General features: G+C 70.5%; 17 protein-coding genes. 7 read left to right on the top strand and 10 right to left on the bottom strand.

Going from position 1 to position 19050, the window contains the following annotated elements; all coding sequences use genetic code 11:
* Nucleotides 1–333: 333 nt before the first annotated feature.
* Both acnA and JJ683_RS12690 read left to right on the top strand, forming a co-directional pair.
* Nucleotides 334–3048 (top strand): aconitate hydratase AcnA, encoded by a 2715-nt coding sequence (gene acnA, locus JJ683_RS12695; protein ID WP_307810905.1) that lies wholly within the window; start codon nucleotides 334–336, stop codon nucleotides 3046–3048.
* Nucleotides 3049–3189: 141 nt separating this feature from the next.
* A complete protein-coding gene (locus JJ683_RS12690) occupies nucleotides 3190–3756 on the top strand; it encodes a TetR/AcrR family transcriptional regulator (RefSeq protein ID WP_200174598.1) in 567 nt (188 codons plus the stop codon).
* 30 nt (nucleotides 3757–3786) lie between these two features.
* On the opposite strand, the gene JJ683_RS12685 is transcribed toward JJ683_RS12690, so the two are convergent.
* Nucleotides 3787–5418 (bottom strand): ABC-F family ATP-binding cassette domain-containing protein, encoded by a 1632-nt coding sequence (locus JJ683_RS12685; protein WP_200174596.1) that lies wholly within the window; start codon nucleotides 5416–5418, stop codon nucleotides 3787–3789.
* A gap of 278 nt (nucleotides 5419–5696) precedes the next feature.
* On the opposite strand from JJ683_RS12685, the gene JJ683_RS12680 reads away from it, so the two are divergent.
* Together JJ683_RS12680 and JJ683_RS12675 are read left to right on the top strand one after the other, a co-directional pair.
* Nucleotides 5697–6536, top strand: a complete 840-nt coding sequence (locus JJ683_RS12680) for an SDR family oxidoreductase (RefSeq protein ID WP_200174594.1) — start codon at nucleotides 5697–5699, stop codon at nucleotides 6534–6536.
* Complete coding sequence (locus JJ683_RS12675) at nucleotides 6533–7720, top strand: lycopene cyclase family protein (protein WP_307810904.1); 1188 nt, start codon at nucleotides 6533–6535, stop codon at nucleotides 7718–7720. Before JJ683_RS12680 ends, JJ683_RS12675 begins: the two co-directional genes overlap by 4 nt.
* Nucleotides 7721–7723: 3 nt before the next feature.
* On the opposite strand, the gene JJ683_RS12670 is transcribed toward JJ683_RS12675, so the two are convergent.
* The 8 genes from JJ683_RS12670 to JJ683_RS12635 all read right to left on the bottom strand — a co-directional run bounded on the left by JJ683_RS12670 (nucleotide 7724) and on the right by JJ683_RS12635 (nucleotide 15058).
* Nucleotides 7724–8218 (bottom strand): DUF1990 domain-containing protein, encoded by a 495-nt coding sequence (locus tag JJ683_RS12670; protein ID WP_200174593.1) that lies wholly within the window; start codon nucleotides 8216–8218, stop codon nucleotides 7724–7726.
* Nucleotides 8196–8537: a metal-sulfur cluster assembly factor gene (locus JJ683_RS12665; protein WP_143908102.1), complete on the bottom strand. Its 342-nt coding sequence runs from the start codon at nucleotides 8535–8537 to the stop codon at nucleotides 8196–8198. The genes JJ683_RS12670 and JJ683_RS12665 overlap by 23 nt, the downstream gene beginning before the upstream one ends.
* Nucleotides 8538–8635: 98 nt before the next feature.
* Nucleotides 8636–9121 carry a Fe-S cluster assembly sulfur transfer protein SufU gene (sufU, locus tag JJ683_RS12660; RefSeq protein ID WP_200174592.1) on the bottom strand — a complete coding sequence of 162 codons (486 nt, stop codon included), beginning with the start codon at nucleotides 9119–9121 and terminating at the stop codon, nucleotides 8636–8638.
* 89 nt (nucleotides 9122–9210) lie between these two features.
* Nucleotides 9211–10470 (bottom strand): cysteine desulfurase, encoded by a 1260-nt coding sequence (locus tag JJ683_RS12655; protein WP_200174591.1) that lies wholly within the window; start codon nucleotides 10468–10470, stop codon nucleotides 9211–9213.
* A gap of 4 nt (nucleotides 10471–10474) precedes the next feature.
* Nucleotides 10475–11260 (bottom strand): Fe-S cluster assembly ATPase SufC, encoded by a 786-nt coding sequence (gene sufC / locus JJ683_RS12650; RefSeq protein WP_200174590.1) that lies wholly within the window; start codon nucleotides 11258–11260, stop codon nucleotides 10475–10477.
* A gap of 58 nt (nucleotides 11261–11318) precedes the next feature.
* Nucleotides 11319–12455 carry a Fe-S cluster assembly protein SufD gene (gene sufD / locus JJ683_RS12645; RefSeq protein WP_200174623.1) on the bottom strand — a complete coding sequence of 379 codons (1137 nt, stop codon included), beginning with the start codon at nucleotides 12453–12455 and terminating at the stop codon, nucleotides 11319–11321.
* 95 nt (nucleotides 12456–12550) lie between these two features.
* A complete protein-coding gene (sufB, locus tag JJ683_RS12640) occupies nucleotides 12551–14023 on the bottom strand; it encodes a Fe-S cluster assembly protein SufB (RefSeq protein WP_200174589.1) in 1473 nt (490 codons plus the stop codon).
* Nucleotides 14024–14125: 102 nt separating this feature from the next.
* Nucleotides 14126–15058, bottom strand: a complete 933-nt coding sequence (locus JJ683_RS12635; RefSeq protein ID WP_200174588.1) for a helix-turn-helix transcriptional regulator — start codon at nucleotides 15056–15058, stop codon at nucleotides 14126–14128.
* A gap of 94 nt (nucleotides 15059–15152) precedes the next feature.
* On the opposite strand from JJ683_RS12635, the gene mptB reads away from it, so the two are divergent.
* From mptB to JJ683_RS12620, 3 genes are read left to right on the top strand one after another with little or no spacing between them, the layout of a single operon-like run.
* A complete protein-coding gene (mptB, locus tag JJ683_RS12630; protein ID WP_200174585.1) occupies nucleotides 15153–16856 on the top strand; it encodes a polyprenol phosphomannose-dependent alpha 1,6 mannosyltransferase MptB in 1704 nt (567 codons plus the stop codon).
* Between the two features lie 32 nt (nucleotides 16857–16888).
* A complete protein-coding gene (locus tag JJ683_RS12625; protein ID WP_372435296.1) occupies nucleotides 16889–17845 on the top strand; it encodes an ABC transporter ATP-binding protein in 957 nt (318 codons plus the stop codon).
* A complete protein-coding gene (locus JJ683_RS12620; RefSeq protein WP_200174583.1) occupies nucleotides 17842–18699 on the top strand; it encodes an ABC transporter permease in 858 nt (285 codons plus the stop codon). Before JJ683_RS12625 ends, JJ683_RS12620 begins: the two co-directional genes overlap by 4 nt.
* A gap of 47 nt (nucleotides 18700–18746) precedes the next feature.
* Here JJ683_RS12620 and JJ683_RS12615 read toward each other — a convergent pair whose 3' ends face one another.
* Nucleotides 18747–19034 (bottom strand): hypothetical protein, encoded by a 288-nt coding sequence (locus JJ683_RS12615; protein ID WP_200174581.1) that lies wholly within the window; start codon nucleotides 19032–19034, stop codon nucleotides 18747–18749.
* Nucleotides 19035–19050 lie beyond the last annotated feature (16 nt).

Here is a 19050-nt window from a genome sequence, read left to right as displayed (position 1 = left end):
CGGGTGCGGCGCCCCGTCAACCGACACGCGCCGAGACGGCCGAACACCCGGTTCCGCCACCACTCAACACCCCGTTCGTCCGCCTGTCAGCACGTAGTACGCCCGTACTGTTAGAATGTCGGCGAGCCGAGGCGCGCCCCGCCGTGCGGCCGCGGAGACGGCGCACAGTGCGGACTGGCAAGCCCGTTCCGGTCCAGGAGACGCCCCTCGCGTCGGCGGCCCCCGCCGGCGCCGTGGAGTGCGCCTTCACAACGCGGACGGGCGGCGCACGCGACTCGCGGAACCGCCGGTGAGACCCGCAGGCGGTGAGCATCGATGACGAGTGGAGCGCACGTGAGCACAAGTAACGATACGTTCGGCGCCCGCGGCACGCTCGAGGTCGGAGACAACTCCTACGAGGTCTTCCGGCTCTCGGCGCTGCCCGGTACCGCCAAACTCCCCTATTCGCTGAAGGTCCTGGCCGAGAACCTTCTGCGCAACGAGGACGGCAAGAACATCACCGCCGACCAGATCCGCGCCATCGCCGCGTGGGATCCGTCGGCGGAGCCGAGCGTCGAGATCCAGTACACGCCGGCGCGCGTGATCATGCAGGACTTCACCGGCGTGCCCTGCATCGTCGACCTGGCCACCATGCGCGAGGCCGTCGTCGCGCTGGGCGGCGACCCGGACAAGGTCAACCCCCTCGCCCCGTCGGAGATGGTCATCGACCACTCTGTGATCCTCGACGTGTTCGGCCGCGCCGACGCCTTCGAGCGCAACGTGGAGCTGGAGTACCAGCGCAACGGCGAGCGCTACCAGTTCCTGCGCTGGGGTCAGGGCGCCTTCGACGACTTCAAGGTGGTCCCCCCGGGCACCGGCATCGTGCATCAGGTCAACATCGAGCACCTCGCGCGCACGGTGATGACGCGCGGCGGGCAGGCGTACCCGGACACGTGCGTCGGCACGGACTCGCACACCACGATGGTCAACGGCCTGGGCGTGCTCGGTTGGGGCGTCGGCGGCATCGAGGCCGAGGCCGCCATGCTGGGTCAGCCGGTGTCGATGCTGATCCCGCGGGTGGTCGGCTTCAAGCTCACCGGCGAGATCGCGCCGGGCGTCACCGCGACGGACGTGGTGCTCACGGTCACCGAGATGCTGCGTGAGCACGGCGTCGTCGGTAAGTTCGTCGAGTTCTACGGCAACGGCGTGGCGGAAGTGCCGCTGGCGAACCGTGCGACGCTGGGCAACATGAGCCCCGAGTTCGGCTCCACCGCCGCGATCTTCCCGATCGACGACGAGACCATCGACTACATGCGGCTCACCGGGCGTAGCGAGGAGCACCTGGCGCTGGTCGAGGCTTACGCCAAGGACCAGGGCATGTGGCACGACCCGGAGAACGAGCCCGTGTTCTCCGAGTACATGGAGCTGGACCTGGGCACCGTGGTGCCCTCGATCGCCGGCCCCAAGCGCCCGCAGGACCGTATCCTGCTCAGCGAGGCCAAGCAGCAGTACCGCAAGGACATCACCCACTACGTCGCCGAGGGCACTCCGGTGGTCGACGGCGTGCCGTCCACCCCGGTCGAGGTGGCCTCCGCCGAGCGCGGCACCTTCACGCTGGACCACGGCGCCGTCGCCGTCGCGGGCATCACGTCGTGCACCAACACGTCCAACCCGTCGGTGATGATCGGTGCGGCGCTGCTCGCCCGCAATGCCGTGGACAAGGGCCTCACCAGCAAGCCCTGGGTGAAGACCAACATGGCACCCGGCTCACAGGTGGTCACCGACTACTTCGAGAAGGCGGGCCTGTGGCCCTACCTCGAGAAGCTCGGCTTCTACCTGGGCGGGTACGGCTGCACCACGTGCATCGGCAACACCGGCCCGCTGCCGGAGGAGATCTCGAAGGCGGTCAACGACCACGACCTCGCCGCCACCGCGGTCCTGTCGGGCAACCGCAACTTCGAGGGCCGCATCTCCCCCGACGTCAAGATGAACTACCTGGCCTCCCCTCCGCTGGTCATCGCCTACGCGATCGCCGGCACCATGGACTTCGACTTCGAGACCGACGCGCTGGGGCAGGACGACGACGGCAACGACGTGTTCCTCAAGGACGTCTGGCCGTCCACGCAGGAGATCAACGACACCATCAAGTCGGCGATCAACAGCGAGATGTTCACCAAGTCGTACGCCGACGTGTTCAAGGGCGACGACCGCTGGCGGAGCCTGCCCACGCCGGAAGGCAAGATCTTCGACTGGAACGACGAGTCCACTTACGTGCGCAAGGCGCCGTACTTCGACGGCATGACGGCGCAGCCGCAGCCGGTCGGCGACATCACCGGTGCGCGCGTACTGGCGACGCTGGGCGACTCGGTCACCACCGACCACATCTCCCCCGCCGGCGCCATCAAGTCCGGCACCCCGGCCGCGCAGTACCTCGAGTCGCACGGCATCGCCCGCAAGGACTTCAACTCGCTGGGGTCGCGGCGCGGCAACCATGAGGTCATGGTCCGCGGGACGTTCGCCAACATCCGCCTGCGCAACTTCCTGCTCGACGCCATCGTCGACGGCGGCGTCAGCGGCGGCTACACGCGCGACTTCACCCAGGACGGCGGTCCGCAGGCGTTCATCTACGACGCCTCGGTCAACTACCAGAAGGCGGGCACGCCGCTGGTGGTGCTCGGCGGCAAGGAGTACGGTTCCGGCTCCTCGCGCGACTGGGCGGCCAAGGGCACCGTCCTGCTGGGCGTGAAGGCGGTCATCGCCGAGTCGTTCGAGCGCATCCACCGCTCCAACCTCATCGGCATGGGCGTGATCCCGTTGCAGTTCCCTGCGGGCGAGTCCTACGCGTCGCTGGGCATCGACGGCACCGAGACGTTCGACATCGCGGGCATCACGGAGCTCAACGAAGGCACGACGCCGGCCACGCTCAAGGTCGCCGCGACCAAGGCCGACGGCACCACGGTCGAGTTCGACGCTGTCGTGCGCATCGACACGCCCGGCGAGGCGGACTACTACCGTCACGGCGGCATCCTGCAGTTCGTGCTGCGGAACATGGCCGGCGCGGAGGCGTGATCGCACCGCGTTGACCACCGCAGACGCGGCCCCGCCCGGATCGCTCGAATCCGCCATCCGGGCGGGGCCGCCACGCGTCTACCGCGGGGCCGTCCGGTGATCCCGTGACGCACGTACTGTTTGATTGCCTATGATCGGGGGGTGCCCCGAGTCAGCGAAGACCACCGCGCCGCACGGCGCAGCCAGATACTCGACGGTGCCCGGAAGTGCTTCGCCGAGTACGGATACGAAGGCGCCACCGTCCGGCGTCTCGAGGACGCCACCGGCTTGTCGCGCGGCGCGATCTTCCACCACTTCCGCGACAAGGAGGCGTTGTTCCTGGCGCTGGCCGAGGACGACGCCCAGCGGATGGCGGACACCGCGGCAGAGCAGGGGCTCGTGCAGGTCATGCGGGACGTGCTCACCCACCCCGAGCGCTTCGACTGGCTGGCCACGCGCCTGGAGATCACCCGGCGCCTGCGCACCGACGCGGACTTCCGCCGACGGTGGGCAGAACGGTCCGGGGAGCTGAGCGCGGCCACCGGCGAACGGCTGCGGCGGCAGAAGGAGGCCGGTCGCCTGCGCGATGACGTCACCGGCGAGGTGCTGCAGGACTACCTGGAGCTCGTTCTCGACGGTCTGATCACCCGCGTCGCCGGCGGACACGACGCGGGCAACCTGGCGCGCGTGCTCGACCTGGTGGAGGAGTCGGTGCGCAAGCACGACTGACACCTGCAGGGCCCGACGTGCGGGCGCCGGTCACGCCAGCGAGATGAGCTCCGCGTACTCCTCGGACCAGTGGTCTTCGGCGCCGTCCGGCAGCAGGATGACCCGCTCGGGGGCCAGCGCCTCGGCGGCGCCCGGGTCGTGCGTCACCAGCACCACGGCGCCCTCGTAGGTGCGCAGCGCCGCCAGGACCTGCTCACGCGAGGTCGGGTCGAGGTTGTTCGTCGGCTCGTCCAGCAGCAGCAGGTTGGCGGCCGAGGACACGAGCCCGGCCAGCGCCAGACGGGTCTTCTCGCCGCCGGAGAGGGTGCCCGCCGGCTGCTCGAGTTGCGGGCCGGAGAACATGAACGCCCCCAGCAGGCCGCGCAGGTCCTGCTCGCCCGCATCCGGCGCGGCATGGCGGATGTTCTCCCACACGGACGCGTCGTTGTCGATGGTGTCGTGCTCCTGGGCGAAGTAGCCGATCTTCAGGCCGCGCCCGGGGTCGATGCTGCCGGTGTCCGCCTGCGCCGCCCCGGCCAGGATCCGCAGCAGCGTGGTCTTGCCCGCGCCGTTGAGACCGAGCACCACCACACGGCTGCCCCGGTCGATGGCCAGGTCCACGCCGGTGAAGATCTCCAGCGAGCCGTAGCTCTTGCCGAGGCCTGCGGCCATCAGCGGCGTCTTGCCGCAGGGGGCCGGCGCCGGGAATTTGATGTGCGCGGTCTTGTCGGCCACGCGCACCTCGTCGAGCGACTCCATCATCTGCTCGGCGCGTCGCACCATGTTCTTGGCGGCGACGGCCTTGGTGGCCTTGGCGCCCAGCTTCGCGGCCTGCGCTTTGAGCGCACCGGCCTTCTTCTCCGCGTTGGCGCGCTCGCGTCGGCGGCGCTGCTCGTCGGTGGCACGCGCGTCGAGGTACTTCTGCCAGCCCATGTTGTACACGTCCGCCTCGCCGCGCACGGCGTCGAGGAACCACACGCGGTTGACCACCGCCTCGAGCAGTTCCACGTCGTGGCTGATGACGATGAGACCGCCGTCGTGGTTCTGCAGAAAGGTGCGCAACCAGGCGATCGAGTCGGCGTCGAGGTGGTTGGTGGGCTCGTCCAGCAGGAGTGTCGTGCCCGACTTGCCGCCGCTGCCGTCGGAGGCGGCGAACAGGATGCGGGCGAGCTCCACGCGCCGCCGCTGACCGCCGGAGAGCGTGCGCAGCGGCTGCTCCAGGATGCGGTCGGGCAGGCCGAGGCTGTGACAGATGCGCGCGGCCTCCGACTCGGCCTGGTAGCCGCCGAGCGAGGAGAAGCGGTCTTCGAGCTGCCCGAACTTGCGGATCGCGCGGTCGCGGGCGGCGTCATCGACCAGCTCGCCCATGAGCACCTGCTGTTTCTCCATCGACAGCATGATCTCGTCGAGGCCGCGGGCGGAGAGCACGCGGTTCTTCGCGATGGTGTCGAGGTTGCCCTCACGAGGGTCCTGGGGCAGGTACCCCACCTCGCCGCCGACGGTGACCGAGCCGGCGTAGGGCTCCCCCTCGCCGGCCAGGATGCGCAGCGTCGTGGTCTTGCCCGCGCCGTTGCGGCCGACCAGCCCGATGCGGTCGCCCGCCTGAACGCGGAGCTGGTCCCCGGGAGCCGTCAACAGGGTACGTACGCCCGCGCGTACCTCGAGGTCGGTGGCGGTGATCACGTACTGAATGCTCCCTACTGCGTTGCCGGGCGGGACTGCCTGTCCGAGCGGGACCGCGCTACCGGGTGGAACGGTGGCACCGTGTGGAACGGGACCTCCGGGTGTAACGGCACGCACACTGGGCGATGCACGATGCACGATGCACGATGCACAAAGCGCGATGCCCTGCGCTCAGCCGATGTTCCATCATACCGGCCCACCCCGCGGTCGGATCGTCCGCACCGTGTGACCTGCGCCCCAGCGGGAGGCGTGGGGCGGCCGAGAACTAGGGTCGGAGTATGGCCCTCGACGAAAACCCAGTGCACTCCGCCGGCCCCGCCGGCCCCGCCGCCCGCGCCGACCTGACCGGGCGGACCGCCCTCGTCACCGGCGGAAGCCGGGGTATCGGGCGGGCGATCACTGCGGAGTTCCTGGCCCGCGGTGCGTCCGTGGTGGTGACCGCCCGAAAGGCCGGGCCCCTGGAGGAGGCGGCCGCGGAGCTGCGCGCACAGCACTGCGGCGGTGCACCGGCCGGCTCGCCCCAGGACAGGGTCCTGGCCGTCGTCGGCAACACCGGGCACGACGAGGACCGTGCCGCGACGGTGGCGGCGGCGCTCGAGCGCTTCGGCAGCCTCGACATCCTCATCAACAACACCGGCATCAACCCGGTGTTCGGTGCACTCATGGATGCGGATCTCGGCGGTGTCCGCAAGATCTTCGACACCAACGTCGTCGCCGCGCTCGGGTACATGCAGGAGGCCTACAAGGCCTGGATGGGCGAGCACGGCGGGGCCGTGGTGAACATCGCCAGCGTCGCCGGCCTGCGGTCTTCGGGCGTCATCTCCGCGTACGGTGCGTCGAAGGCGGCCCTGATCCGGCTCACTGAGGAGCTCGCCTGGCAGCTGGCCCCGGCGATCCGCGTGAATGCGGTGGCGCCCGGCGTGATCGACACTTCGTTCGCGAGCGTCCTCGTGGGCGAGGACGCTCAGCAGGCGGCGCGCAAGTACCCGATGGGCAGGATCGGCACGCCCGAGGACGTGGCCCGGGCCGTCGCGTTCCTGGTGTCCGACGACGCGGCGTGGTTGACCGGGGACACGGTGCGGGTGGACGGCGGGCTGCTCGCCACCGGCGGCATGTGACGACGGTGCCGTCCGCCGGGGGTGCCGTGGACCTGGCCGTCGTGGGGCTCGGCCCGGCCGGCCGGGCACTCGCGCACCGCGCCGCGGCGCGCGGGCTCGACGTGGTCGCGATCGATCCGCACCCGCATCGCCCATGGCGTGCGACGTACGCCGCGTGGGTGGACGAGGTCCCCGGCTGGCTCGGCGACGACGTCTGGCGGGCGCGCATCCCCCGCCCTCGTGTGCACGGCGTCTGGGAACGCGCGCTGGACCGCACCTACGGTATCTTCGACAATGCTGCGTTGCGCCGGCGCCTCGACTTGTCCGCCGTCCGGGTGATCAGCGGGTCGGCCGGGATACCGGCTCCATCGGCATTGACCCCGACGGCGGTGGCGCCATCGTCGTTGACCCCGACGGCGGTGACTCTGCGCGACGGCACCCGCATCGACGCCCGCCGGGTGATCGACGCCCGCGGGGTGCGGCCGGATCCTGCGCTCGCGGAGCAGACGGCGTTCGGGGTCGTGGTGCCGGGCGACGTCGCCGCACCCGCGCTCGGAGGCGGCGACGCGTGGTTCATGGACTGGCGGCGCGACAACGCAGCGGACAACGGTGCTCCCCCGTCGTTCCTCTACGCCATGCCGCTCGGCGACGGCACCGTGCTGCTCGAGGAGACCTGCCTGGTGGGCCGCCCCGGTCTGCCGCTGGGCGAGCTGCGCCGGCGTCTCATCGCACGACTGTCCGCACGCGACGTGGCGATACCCGCGGACGTCACCATCGAGCGGGTCCGCTTCCCTGTCCAGGCGCCCCGCCGGATCGGGTCGGTGCCGTCGTTCGGGGCGCGGGCGGGACTGATGCATCCCGGCACCGGGTACAGCGTCGCGGCGTCGTTGTCGGCCACGGATGCCGTCGTCGACGCGCTCGTTTGCGGCGTCGATCCGGGTAGGCCGCTGTGGCCGTGGTCGGCGCGCGCCGTACGGCGGCTCCGGGAGACTGGCCTGTCGGCGCTGCTGAGTCTGGATCCGGCGGCGACGGCCGCATTCTTCGACGCGTTCTTCGCGCTGCCGACAGCCCGGCAGCGCGGCTTCCTGTCGGGGCGCACCGATGTCACCGCCACCGCGGCGGCGATGTGGTCGCTGTTTCGCGCGGTGGATCCGGCGACCCGCCGGACACTGCTTTGCGCCGGTATCCGCACGGGACAGTCGTGAGCGTCAGCAGCCCATCGCCCGCAGGTACCGCGCCGTCATACGCCGCTGCACGGCGCGAGCGGCGGGATCAACGATGAGGGTGAACCAGCGGTCGGGCCTGGAAAAAGCAGTGACCACGGCATAGACGGACCCGTCGGGCCGGTGCTCGATGCAGAAGCGCTCCTCCCCCGATTCCGGATGCCCTGCCAGGGTGCCGTATGCGAAACCGTGCCGGGCGGGATCGTCGATCGTGTAGACGACGCGGCAGGGGATCCGAAACCCGAACTTCCGCAGAACGACATCCGTGCCGAGCGCGACCGGGCCGGGCGCCTCCACGCGCAGACCTGCCCGTCGATGGACCTCCCACCGCGCAAGCGCGTCGGACGCGGCGAGGAACGTGTCCTCGCCGCGTCCGATGCACAGCGACGCCCGGATGTGCCGGTAACCGGCCGGCAGCTCGCCCGCGGTGGCCCCGACCTCCGGGTACGTCAGAGCGTCAGATCGTGAAGCCGAGCGCACGCAACTGCTCGCGGCCGTCGTCGCTGATCTTGTCGGGGCCCCACGGCGGCATCCACACCCAATTGACCTCGACGTCCGGCGCCAGGCCGCTGCGCACCAGTGCGGTCACCGTCTGGTCCTCGATGATGTCGCTGAGAGGGCACGCCGCCGAGGTGAGGGTCATGTCGAGCTTGACGATGCCCGTCTCCTCGATCGCGATGTCGTAGACGAGACCGAGGTCGAAGACGTTGACGCCCAGTTCCGGGTCGACGACGTCGCGCATGGCCTCCTCGACGTCGTCGAGCGATGGAGCCGATCCGGCAACCTGGCTTTCGGTCATTGTGCTGCCCTCCGGTGGGTGCTGGTTTCTCGCGATTCTAGGTCGTGTGCCGCATGGCGTCCGTGCGGTGTCGTCATGCTGGTGTCGTCATGCTGGTGTCATCGTGCCGCGGCACCGTCGACGGCCGCGCCCGCCCCGCTCTGGACGACGGCGTCTTTGAACGCCATCCATCCGAGCAGCGCGCACTTGACGCGGGCCGGGTATCGGGACACGCCGGCGAACGCGATGCCGTCGCCGAGCACGTCCTCATCCCCCTCGACTTTACCCCGACTCGAGACCATCTCCTGGAAGCTCTCGACCACGCGTAGGGCGTCGTCGAGTGTGGTCCCCACCAGCAGATCGCACAGCACCGAGGTGGCCGCCTGGCTGATGGAGCATCCCTGGCCGTCGTAGGAGATGTCGCGGACCACGGCCTGCTCCGCGGAGTCGCCGGCGGGGCCCAGGTGCACGCGCAGGGTCAGCTCGTCACCGCAGGTGGGGTTGACGTGGTGCACCTCGGCGTCATAGGGCTCACGCAGGCCCCGCCCGTGCGGATGCTTGTAGTGGTCCAGGATCACTTCCTGGTACATCTGCTCCAGTCTCATCGGCCCGCTCCTTCCCGTCCGCCCTGGCCGCGTCCGACCGTCGCCGGCGCGGACTGTGCTCGCACAATTCCGTTCATGCGTTTCCGACCTCAGGCCACGCCGAAGAACTCGCGCCCATGTCGCACCGAGGCGATGAGCGCGTCGACCTCGTCGGCCGTGTTGTACACGGCGAAGGAGGCGCGCGCCGTCGCGGCGATGCCGAACCTCCGGTGCAGCGGCCACGCGCAGTGGTGCCCCACGCGGATGGCCACGCCGTCGTCGTCGAGCACCTGACCCAAGTCGTGGGCGTGCACGCCGTCGACGACGAACGACACGGCACCGCCGCGGTCTTGCGCCGTGGCCGGTCCGACGATGCGCAGACCGTCGATGGCGCCCAGGCCGGCCAGTGCCCGTTCCACCAGTGCCTGCTCGTGCGCGGCCACGGCGTCCATGCCGACGGCCGCCAGGTAGTCGACGGCGGCACCGAGGCCCACCACCTGCGACGTCATGGGCACGCCCGCTTCGAACCGCTGCGGCGGGGCGGCGAAGGTGGTGCGCTCCATCGTCACCGTTTCGATCATCGAGCCGCCGGTGAGGAAGGGGGGCAACGCGTCGAGCAACTCCGGCTTGCCGTAGAGCACGCCCACCCCGGACGGCCCCAGCATCTTGTGGCCGGAGAATGCGGCGAAATCGACGTCGAGCGCGTGCAGGTCCACGGGCATGTGCGGTACCGACTGGCAGGCGTCCAACACCACCAGTGCGCCCACAGCGCGGGCCCGCCGGACAAGTTCCTCGACCGGGGCCACCGCACCGGTCACGTTGGACTGGTGGGTGAAGGCCAGCACGCGAGTGCGCTCGGTGAGTTCGAGCGAGTCCACGTCGATGCGGCCGTCATCGGTCACCCCATACCAGCGCAGCGTCGCGCCCGTGCGCCGGCACAGCTCCTGCCACGGCACCAGGTTGGCGTGGTGTTCGAGCTCGGTGACGACGATCTCGTCGCCGGGCCCCACCGTCAGTGCGCCCGCCGCCGGGTCGCCGAGCGTGTAGGAGACGAGGTTGAGCGATTCGGTGGCGTTCTTGGTGAACACCAACTCGTCCCCGCCGCCCGCGCCTACGAACCGGGCGATTGCCGCGCGGGCGTCCTCGTAGGCGTCGGTGGCCTCCTCCGCCAACTGGTGCGCGCCCCGGTGCACCGCGGCGTTGTGCCGCAGCAGGAAATCGCGCTCGGCGTCGAGCACCTGCAGCGGCCGCTGCGAGGTGGCACCCGAGTCCAGGTACACCAGCGGGCTCCCGCCGCGGACGGTGCGCGACAGGATCGGGAAGTCCGCGCGGATGCGTGCGACGTCCAGAGTGCCGACGGTGGCGGTCATGGCCTCAGGCCCCGGCGCCGGCGCGGGTGAACCGCTCGTAGCCGTGCTCCTCGAGCTCGTCGGCCAGCTCGGGGCCGCCGGACTCGGCCACACGGCCGTTGCTGAACACGTGCACGAACTCCGGCTTGATGTACCGAAGGATGCGCGTGTAGTGCGTGATCAGCATGAGGCCGCCCTGCTCGGATTCGCGGTAGCGGTTGACGCCGTCGCTGACGATACGCAGCGCGTCCACGTCGAGGCCCGAATCCGTCTCGTCCAGGATGGCGATCCGGGGCTTGAGGAGCTCGAGCTGCAGCACCTCGTGGCGCTTCTTCTCGCCGCCGGAGAAGCCCTCGTTGACGCTGCGCTCGGCGAAGGCCGGGTCGATGTCGAGGTCGGACATCGCCTGCTTGACCTCCTTGACCCAGTGCCGCAGCTTGGGCGCCTCGCCGCGCACAGCGGTGGCCGCGGTGCGCAGGAAGTTCGACATCGACACGCCCGGCACCTCCACCGGGTACTGCATGGCGAGGAAGATGCCGGCGCGGGCGCGCTCATCGACGGACATCGACAGCACGTCCTCGCCGCCGAGGGTCACGCTGCCCGAGACGACCTCGTAGCGCGGATGGCCGGCGATCGCGTACGACAGCGTCGACTTGCCGGAGCCGTTGGGCCCCATGATCGCGTGGGTCTCCCCCGACGTGATGGTCAGGTCGACGCCCTTGAGGATCTCGATCGGCGCGGCCGAGTCGTTCTCCTGCGCGACGTTGACGTGCAGGTCTTTGATCTCCAGCGTGGTCTTGGCGTTGCTCATCTTGGTGATTCGGCTCTTTCGTGTGTGCTCGTGTGGGGTGGGCCGTGCGCCGGCCGGGTCAGGACCCGGCGGCCGCGAGTTCGGCCTCGATGGCGTCGGACAGGCGTGCGCGGACGACCTCGACGGGGATGCGGTCGATGATCTCGTGGAAGAACCCCCGGACCACCAGCTGCCGCGCCTCCCGCTCGGGGATCCCACGCGAGCGCAGGTAGAACAGCTGCTCGTCGTCGAAGCGCCCCGTGGTGCTGGCGTGGCCGGCGCGCCGGATCTCGCCGGTCTCGATCTCCAAGTTGGGGACCGAGTCGGCCCGCGCTCCGTCGGTGAGCACCAGGTTGCGATTGAGCTCGTAGGTGTCGGTGCCTTCCGCCTCGGCCCGGATGAGGACGTCGCCGATCCAAACGGTGCGCGCGTCCGGCTTCTTCGACGTCGGATCGCCCTGCAGCGCGCCCTTGTAGACCACGTTCGACCGGCAGTGCGGCTGGGCGTGGTCCACCAGCAGGTGGTGTTCGAAGTGCTGGCCGTCGTCGGCGAAGTACACGCCCCACAGGTCCGCCGAACCTCCCGGCCCGGAGTACTTGAGTGTGGGCGCGATGCGGACCAGCTCGCCGCCGAGGGTCACCACCACATGGGTGAGCTTGGCGTCGCGGCCCACGTCCAGGTGGTGCGAGCCCACGTGGACGGCGTCGTCGGACCAGTCCTGGATGGCGACGACGGTGAGGTCCGCGCCGTCGCCGAGCAGGATCTCGACGTTCTCCGCGTACGTGCCGGCGCCGCGCTGGTCCAGGATGAGGACCGCCTTGGAGTGCCGCAGCGCCTGCACCTGCACGTGGCCGAAGGCAGTCTTGCCCGTACCCGGTCCGGTCAGCGTCACGACGACGGGTTCCGCGGGCGCGGCCTCCGCGCCGATCGTCACCACCGTCGCCGTCTCGAACGAGGAGTACGCCTGCGCGGAGACCCGGTCGGCCGGTGCCCCGGCGCGGCCCAGGCGCGCGTCCTGCCGGTCGACCGTCTCGACGGAGACCGCGGGGGCGTCCGGTCCGGTGACCGCCACCGTCGCCGTGCCGTCGGCTTTCGCTTTGCCGTCGTGCAGGCCGCGCAGCCGGCGCATCGGGGTGAAGCGCCATGCCTCGTCGCGGCCGGACGGGACCTCGAACGCTTCGACGTCGAACGAGGTGAACACCTCGCCCTTGTTCATGGCGGGGATCGTGACGGGGTTCTCGCCCTGCACGGCGCCGCGCACTCCCGTGGCGGCGCCTGCGGCGTCCCCCTGCGACCGATTCGTCGTTGCCACTATCCCACTGCCCCTTCCATCTGCAGTTCGATGAGTCGATTGAGTTCGAGCGCGTACTCCATGGGGAGTTCCTTGGCGATGGGCTCGACGAAGCCGCGCACCACCATCGCCATGGCCTCTTCCTCGGTCATGCCGCGGCTCATGAGGTAGAACAGCTGGTCGTCGCTGACCTTCGAGACCGTCGCCTCGTGGCCCATCGTGACCTCGTCCTCACGGATGTCGTTGTACGGGTAGGTGTCCGAGCGGCTGATCTGGTCGACCAGCAGCGCGTCGCATTCCACGTTGGAGCGCGAACCGTAGGCGCCCTTGTTCACCTGCACCAGGCCGCGGTACGACGAGCGTCCGCCGCCGCGCGCCACCGACTTGCTGACGATGTTCGACGAGGTGTGCGGCGCCAGGTGCAGCATTTTGGCGCCGGTGTCCTGGTGCTGGTCGGCGCCGGCGAAAGCCACCGAAAGCACCGAGCCGTGCGCGTGCTCGCCGGTCATCCACACGGCCGGGTACTTCATCGTCACCTTGGAACCGATGTTGCCGTCGACCCACTCCATGGTGGCGCCTTCCTCGGCGCGGGTGCGCTTGGTGACGAGGTTGTAGACGTTGTTGGACCAGTTCTGGATGGTCGTGTAGCGGCAGCGGCCGCCCTTTTTCACGACGATCTCGACCACGGCCGAGTGCAGCGAGTCGGAGCTGTACACCGGGGCGGTGCAGCCCTCGACGTAGTGAACGTAGGCGTCCTCGTCGACGATGATCAGGGTCCGCTCGAACTGGCCCATGTTCTCGGTGTTGATGCGGAAGTAGGCCTGCAGCGGGATGTCCACGTGCACGCCCGGCGGCACGTAGACGAACGACCCGCCGGACCACACCGACGTGTTGAGCGCGGAGAACTTGTTGTCGCCCGCCGGGATGACCGTGCCGAAGTACTGCTGGAACAGCTCCGGGTACTCGCGCAGGCCGGTGTCGGTGTCGGTGAAGATGACGCCCTTCTCCTCCAGATCCGTGCGGATCTGGTGGTAGACCACCTCGGACTCGTACTGCGCGGTGACGCCGCCGATCATCGCCTGCTTCTCGGCCTCGGGGATGCCGAGCCGGTCGTAGGTGTTGCGGATGTCCTCGGGCAGGTCGTCCCAGGAGGTCGCCTGCTCCTCGGTGGAGCGCACGAAATACTTGATGTTGTCGAAGTCGATGCCGCTCAGGTCGGCGCCCCACCCCGGCAGCGGCTTGCGGTCGAAGATGCGCAGCGCCTTGAGCCGGTTCTCCAGCATCCAGGCGGGCTCATCCTTCTTCTCGGAGATGTCACGGACCACGTCCTCGTTCAGTCCGCGGCGGGCCGCCTGACCGGCCTCGTCGGAATCCGACCAGCCGAAGGCGTAGTTGCCCAGCGACTCGATGGTCTGCTCCTGCGTGAGCGGTTCGGGTGCGGCCGTCGCCGACGCGCTGCCCGACGTTCCTGCCTGGTCCGACGTGATGGTCATGCCGGCTCCTTCCGGAGTCTGATGCTTCCCGCGACGCGCTCCGTGCGGGTGGTACTCGTACGGTTGGTTGCTGGTGGCGGCCGCTGTGCCCGCCAGGTCATGTCATCCCGGGCGCGGCCGGGACGGGGGGTGTGGCCTGCCGCCCGCGCCCTGCGGAAGCCCCAGGGGCACGTGGGTGGTGCACACTGCGTCGCCGTTGGCGATGGTGGCGAGCTGCTGGATGTGCGTGCCGAGGAGGTCGCGGAACGCCTCCTGCTCGGCCTCGCAGAACTCGGGGAACTCCGCCGCCACGTGCGCCACCGGGCAGTGGTGCTGGCAGATCTGCACGCCGTTGCCGACCCGCCGCGTGTTGGCGACGTAGCCGGCGTCGGTCATGGCCTCGGCGATGTCCTCGGCGGTGCCGGCGAGGCGTTCGTCGGATGCCTTGCTGGTCTGAGAGTCGGCGACTCGAGAGGTGTCGGCGGCTGCACCCCCGGCGTCGTCCGCCGCGGCTGCGACGCCCCGGACGATCGCGCGGACGCGCCTGCGAGCGAACTCGGCCACCGCGTCCTCGCCGCCGAGCTCGCGCAGGGCGCGGATCGCCTCGCCGGCGAGATCGTCGTAGGCGTGCCCCAGGCCGGCGCGGCCGGCGGCGGTGAGCTGGAACTGCTTGGCCGGGCGGCCGGGGCCGCGCCTGCGCGCACCGGCGCCACTGGCCACCATCGCCTGGCCCTGCTCCACAAGAGCCTCGATGTGCCGGCGCGCGCCCGCGGCGCTGAGCCCCAGCCGGGAGCCGATGGCAGTGGCGGACAGGGGGCCCTCCTCGAGGAGGAGCCTCACCACTTCGGCACGCGTGCCCGCCTCCCCCGAGACGGGCGCGTCCGGATGGGAGGGACCTGCTGCCGAATGGTGCGCCTGCACCATCGGCGGGCGTGCCTCCGGACCGCGGTCATCCGGGCCGGACGCACAGCCCGACGCGCCGGTTGCGGCGCCTCGTGTGCGTACTGGATCGGATTTCACAACACCAGTGTGACGGAATTGCCCGCCCAGATCCACCAAGGGTGCCCTACGTCCGGGCGACGAGTGGCGACACTCACGACAGCGGCCGCGCCGGGAGCCCGGCACGCCGCTCCCATTACGCTCACTCATCGTGACACCGACCGGCACCGATCAGCGTGCGCACCCGCTCGTGCGGCGGCTGCGGCGTGTCGCCGGTCTGCCCAGCGGTGATGCCCCCGGCGAGGCCGGTGCCCGCGTCTCGCACCTGCACCGGGTGGAGCAGGAGGCGGCCGGGCTCGATCCCGACGAAACGCGTCAGCTGCGCTCGGTGCGCCGCTTCGGCGCGTGCGGCACGGTGCTCATGGCGGCCGGTGCCCTGGGTGCCGGTGCGCAGCCGGTGCTGCAGAACCCGGTGTACGGGCACCGCGTGATCGGGCTGCTCTCCCGGATGCCCACGGTGGCGCTGACGGTGGCGATGACGGGCACGGCGATGCTCGTCATCGCGTGGCTGCTGCTGGGAAGACTCGCCGTCGGACGGCTGCGTGAGGGCAACACGCCGCGCCGGCTCAGCCGTTCGCAAATGGACCGCACAATGCTGTTGTGGATGCTGCCGCTGCTGGTGGCGCCCCCGATGTTCAGCAAGGACGTCTACTCGTACCTGGCGCAGAGCGAGATCACCGCGCGCGGAATGGACCCGTACTCGTTGGGGCCGGCGCAGGCGCTCGGCGTCGACAATGTGCTCACGCGCAGCGTGCCGACGATCTGGCGCGACACCCCCGCGCCCTACGAGCCGCTGTTCCTGTGGCTGGGCAAGGTGATCGGCGCGATGAGCGGCGACAACGTGGTGGTCGGGGTGCTGCTGCACAGGCTGCTCGAGGTGGGCGGCGTCTGCTTGATAATCTGGGCGCTCCCCCGGCTCGCGAAGCGCTGCGGCATCGCCCCGGTCACCTCGCTGTGGCTGGGCGCGGCGAACCCGCTCGTGTTCCTCCACCTGATCGCCGGAATCCACAACGAGGCGCTCATGATCGGCCTGATGGTCGCGGGCCTCGAGATCTGCCTGCGCGCCGTCTACGACACCGACCCGTTCGGGATGCGTGGGTGGCTGCTGCTCCTGGCCGGTGCTGGGGTGATCGTCGCATCGTCGGCCATCAAGATCCCCTCGATCATGGCCCTGGGCTTCGTGGGCGTGGCCTTCGCGCGGCGGCGCGGTCCCGGTATGCGCAACGTGGTCTGGGTGGCGGCGTTGCTGGGCGCCCTCGCCGTGGCGGGCCAGGCCCTGTTCGCCTGGGCGACGGGATTGGGATTCGGCTGGGTCGCCACGCTGGGCACGGCCAGCGAGGTGCGCAGCTGGATGTCGATCACCACGCTGCTGGGGATGGGCACCGGCGGCACCGGCATGCTTCTGGGCCTGGGCAATCACACGACGGCCGTGCTCGCCATCATGAAGCCGATCGCCTTCGTCCTGGTGGCGCTCGGAGTGCTGCGCATGCTCATCGCCACCCATTCAGGCCGCATCCACCCGGTGGGCGGGCTCGGAGTCTCGCTGGCGATCCTCGTGATCCTGTTCCCGGTGGTGCACCCGTGGTATCTGCTGTGGGCACTCGTGCCGCTTGCGGCCTGGGCCACTACGCCGGCCTTCCGCGTGCCCGCGGTCGCGGTATCCGCCATTGTCTGCCTGGTGGGGCCGACGCCCAACGGTGGTGAGTATCCGCCGTTCGTCATCGTCGAGGCTGCACTGGCGGCCCTGCTCACCATCGTCGTGATCCGCCAGGCGACCCGCCGGCGGATCGAATGGACGCGAAGGCAGCCCGGGCGCACCGCGACGAAACCGGCGACATACGCTGGTAAGTCGTGAAGCCAGGTTCTCCCACGGCTCCGTCGGCTCCGCTGCGGTCCCGTGACTCCGCTCCGCGCCCCGAGGGGCCGGCCCCCGCAGTGGAACTGTCCGGCGTCGTCCGGAAATTCGGCACCGTCACCGCGGTGGACGGCCTCGACTTGACGATGGACCCCGGAACGGTGCTGGCGCTGCTGGGGCCCAACGGCGCGGGGAAGACCACCACGGTCGAGATGTGCGAGGGCTTCGCCGGTCCGGATGCCGGCACGGTGCGGGTGCTCGGACTCGACCCGGTGCGCGACGCCGCCCGGCTCAAGCCGCGGATCGGGGTGATGCTCCAGGGTGGCGGAGCGTACCCGGGCGCGCGTGCCGGGGAGATGCTCCACCTTGTCGCCTCGTACTCCGCGCACCCGCTGGATCCGCGGTGGCTCGTCTCGGTTCTGGGGCTCGAGAATTCGCTGCGCACCCCCTACCGGCGCCTGTCCGGCGGGCAGCAGCAGCGCCTGGCGCTGGCGTGCGCGATCGTCGGCCGCCCGGAGCTGGTCTTCCTCGACGAGCCCACGGCCGGTCTCGACGCGCAGGCGCGCAACGTGGTCTGGGAGCTGGTCGACGCACTCCGCCGCGATGGGGTCTCGATCCTGCTCACCACGCACCTGATGGACGAGGCGGAGCAGCTCGCGGACCGTGTCGTCATCGTCGACCACGGGCGGGCCGTGGCGAGTGGATCGCCGACCGAGCTCACCACGGGCGCGGGTCGGCGACGGATCACATTCACCGCTCCCCCGCGCCTGGACGTCGCGGCCATCGGGGCCTGCCTGCCCGGCGACGCCCGCGTCGCTGAACCCGCCCCTGGCCGCTACACGGTCTCCGGTGAGGCGACCCCGCGGGTCGTGGCGGCGCTGACGGGCTGGTGCGTGGACAACGACGTGCTGCTGGCGGGTCTGTCCACGGCCAAGCGCAGCCTGGAGGACGTGTTCCTCGAACTCACGGGACGGGAGCTGCGAGCATGAACGACAGCACGGTGCCCGGTGCGCCGAGGACAGAGGGCGCGCCGACGGAAGGAACGGCGGCCGTAGGCACGGCGGCAGATTCAGCCGGGCGTTTCGCTGCGGGCATATTCACGCCCGCTCCCGCGGCGGCGCGTCCCGCCGCGATGCTGCGCTCCCAGGTGCGGATGGAGCTGACCCTGCTGCTGCGTCACGGGGAACAACTCATGCTCACCCTGCTCATCCCCATTGCGATCCTCGTCGCGGTGACGCTGCTGCCGTTCGGCGACTTCGCCGACCCCCGTGTCGACCACGTCCTGCCGATGGTGCTGGCGGTGGCGGTGATGTCCACCGCGTTCACCGGCCAGGCGATCGCCGTCGGATTCGACCGCCGCTACGGCGCGCTCAAACGGATCGGCGCCACAGCCCTGCCCAAGTGGGGCATCGTCGCGGGCAAGAGCGGCGCGGTCGGCATCGTCATCCTCGGCCAGCTGGTGATCCTCGGTGCGATCGCCGCGGCACTCGGCTGGCGGCCGGGCGCGGCCACAATCGGGCTGGTACTGCTGTCGGTGACGATCGGCACCGTCGCTTTCGCCACGCTCGGCCTGCTCGTCGGCGGCCGGCTCAAGGCGGAGATCGTGCTGGCGCTGGCCAATATCATCTGGTTCGCACTGCTCGCCGTCGCAGGCCTGGTACTCATCCGCGACGACGTCTCCGGCGCCGTGTACACCCTGGCCACGCTGCTGCCGTCCGGCGCGCTCACCGAAGCCCTGCTGCAAGCGCAGTCGGGTGCCGTCGATTGGGCCGCGCTGGGCGTCCTGGTGGTGTGGGGCGTGCTGGGCGGGGCGGCCGCCGTGCGCACCTTCCGGTTCGAGTAGCGCGCACGCCCCCGGCCGGGGGCGTCCGCGCTGGGCGTGGCCCGGCTCTAGAGCCCGCGGCCGGACCAGCCGGCCATCTTCTGCACGTGCCCCGGCGCGGGGGTGGCGGTCGCCACCAGATCACGGTCCCAGTCGGAGGTCGTCAGCTCCGGGACCGCCTCCACGACGGCCTGCGCGTCGGCCATCGAATCGACCATCTCATCGCCCATGATCCCGTCCGCCCCCACCAGGGTGATGCGGACGCCGCGCAGACCCACCGGCTGCAGGACGGCCTTGGCCGCACCGCCATGCGCGGCGATGAAACTCCGGATCGATGTGGCAGCCTTCTCGCTCATGCGGACGACCTTACCG

This window comes from Tomitella cavernea (genome assembly GCF_016599145.1).
Classification (GTDB): domain Bacteria; phylum Actinomycetota; class Actinomycetes; order Mycobacteriales; family Mycobacteriaceae; genus Tomitella; species Tomitella cavernae.
The sequence above is the reverse complement of the archived record's forward strand: the minus strand, read 5'-3'. Positions and strand labels throughout refer to the sequence as shown.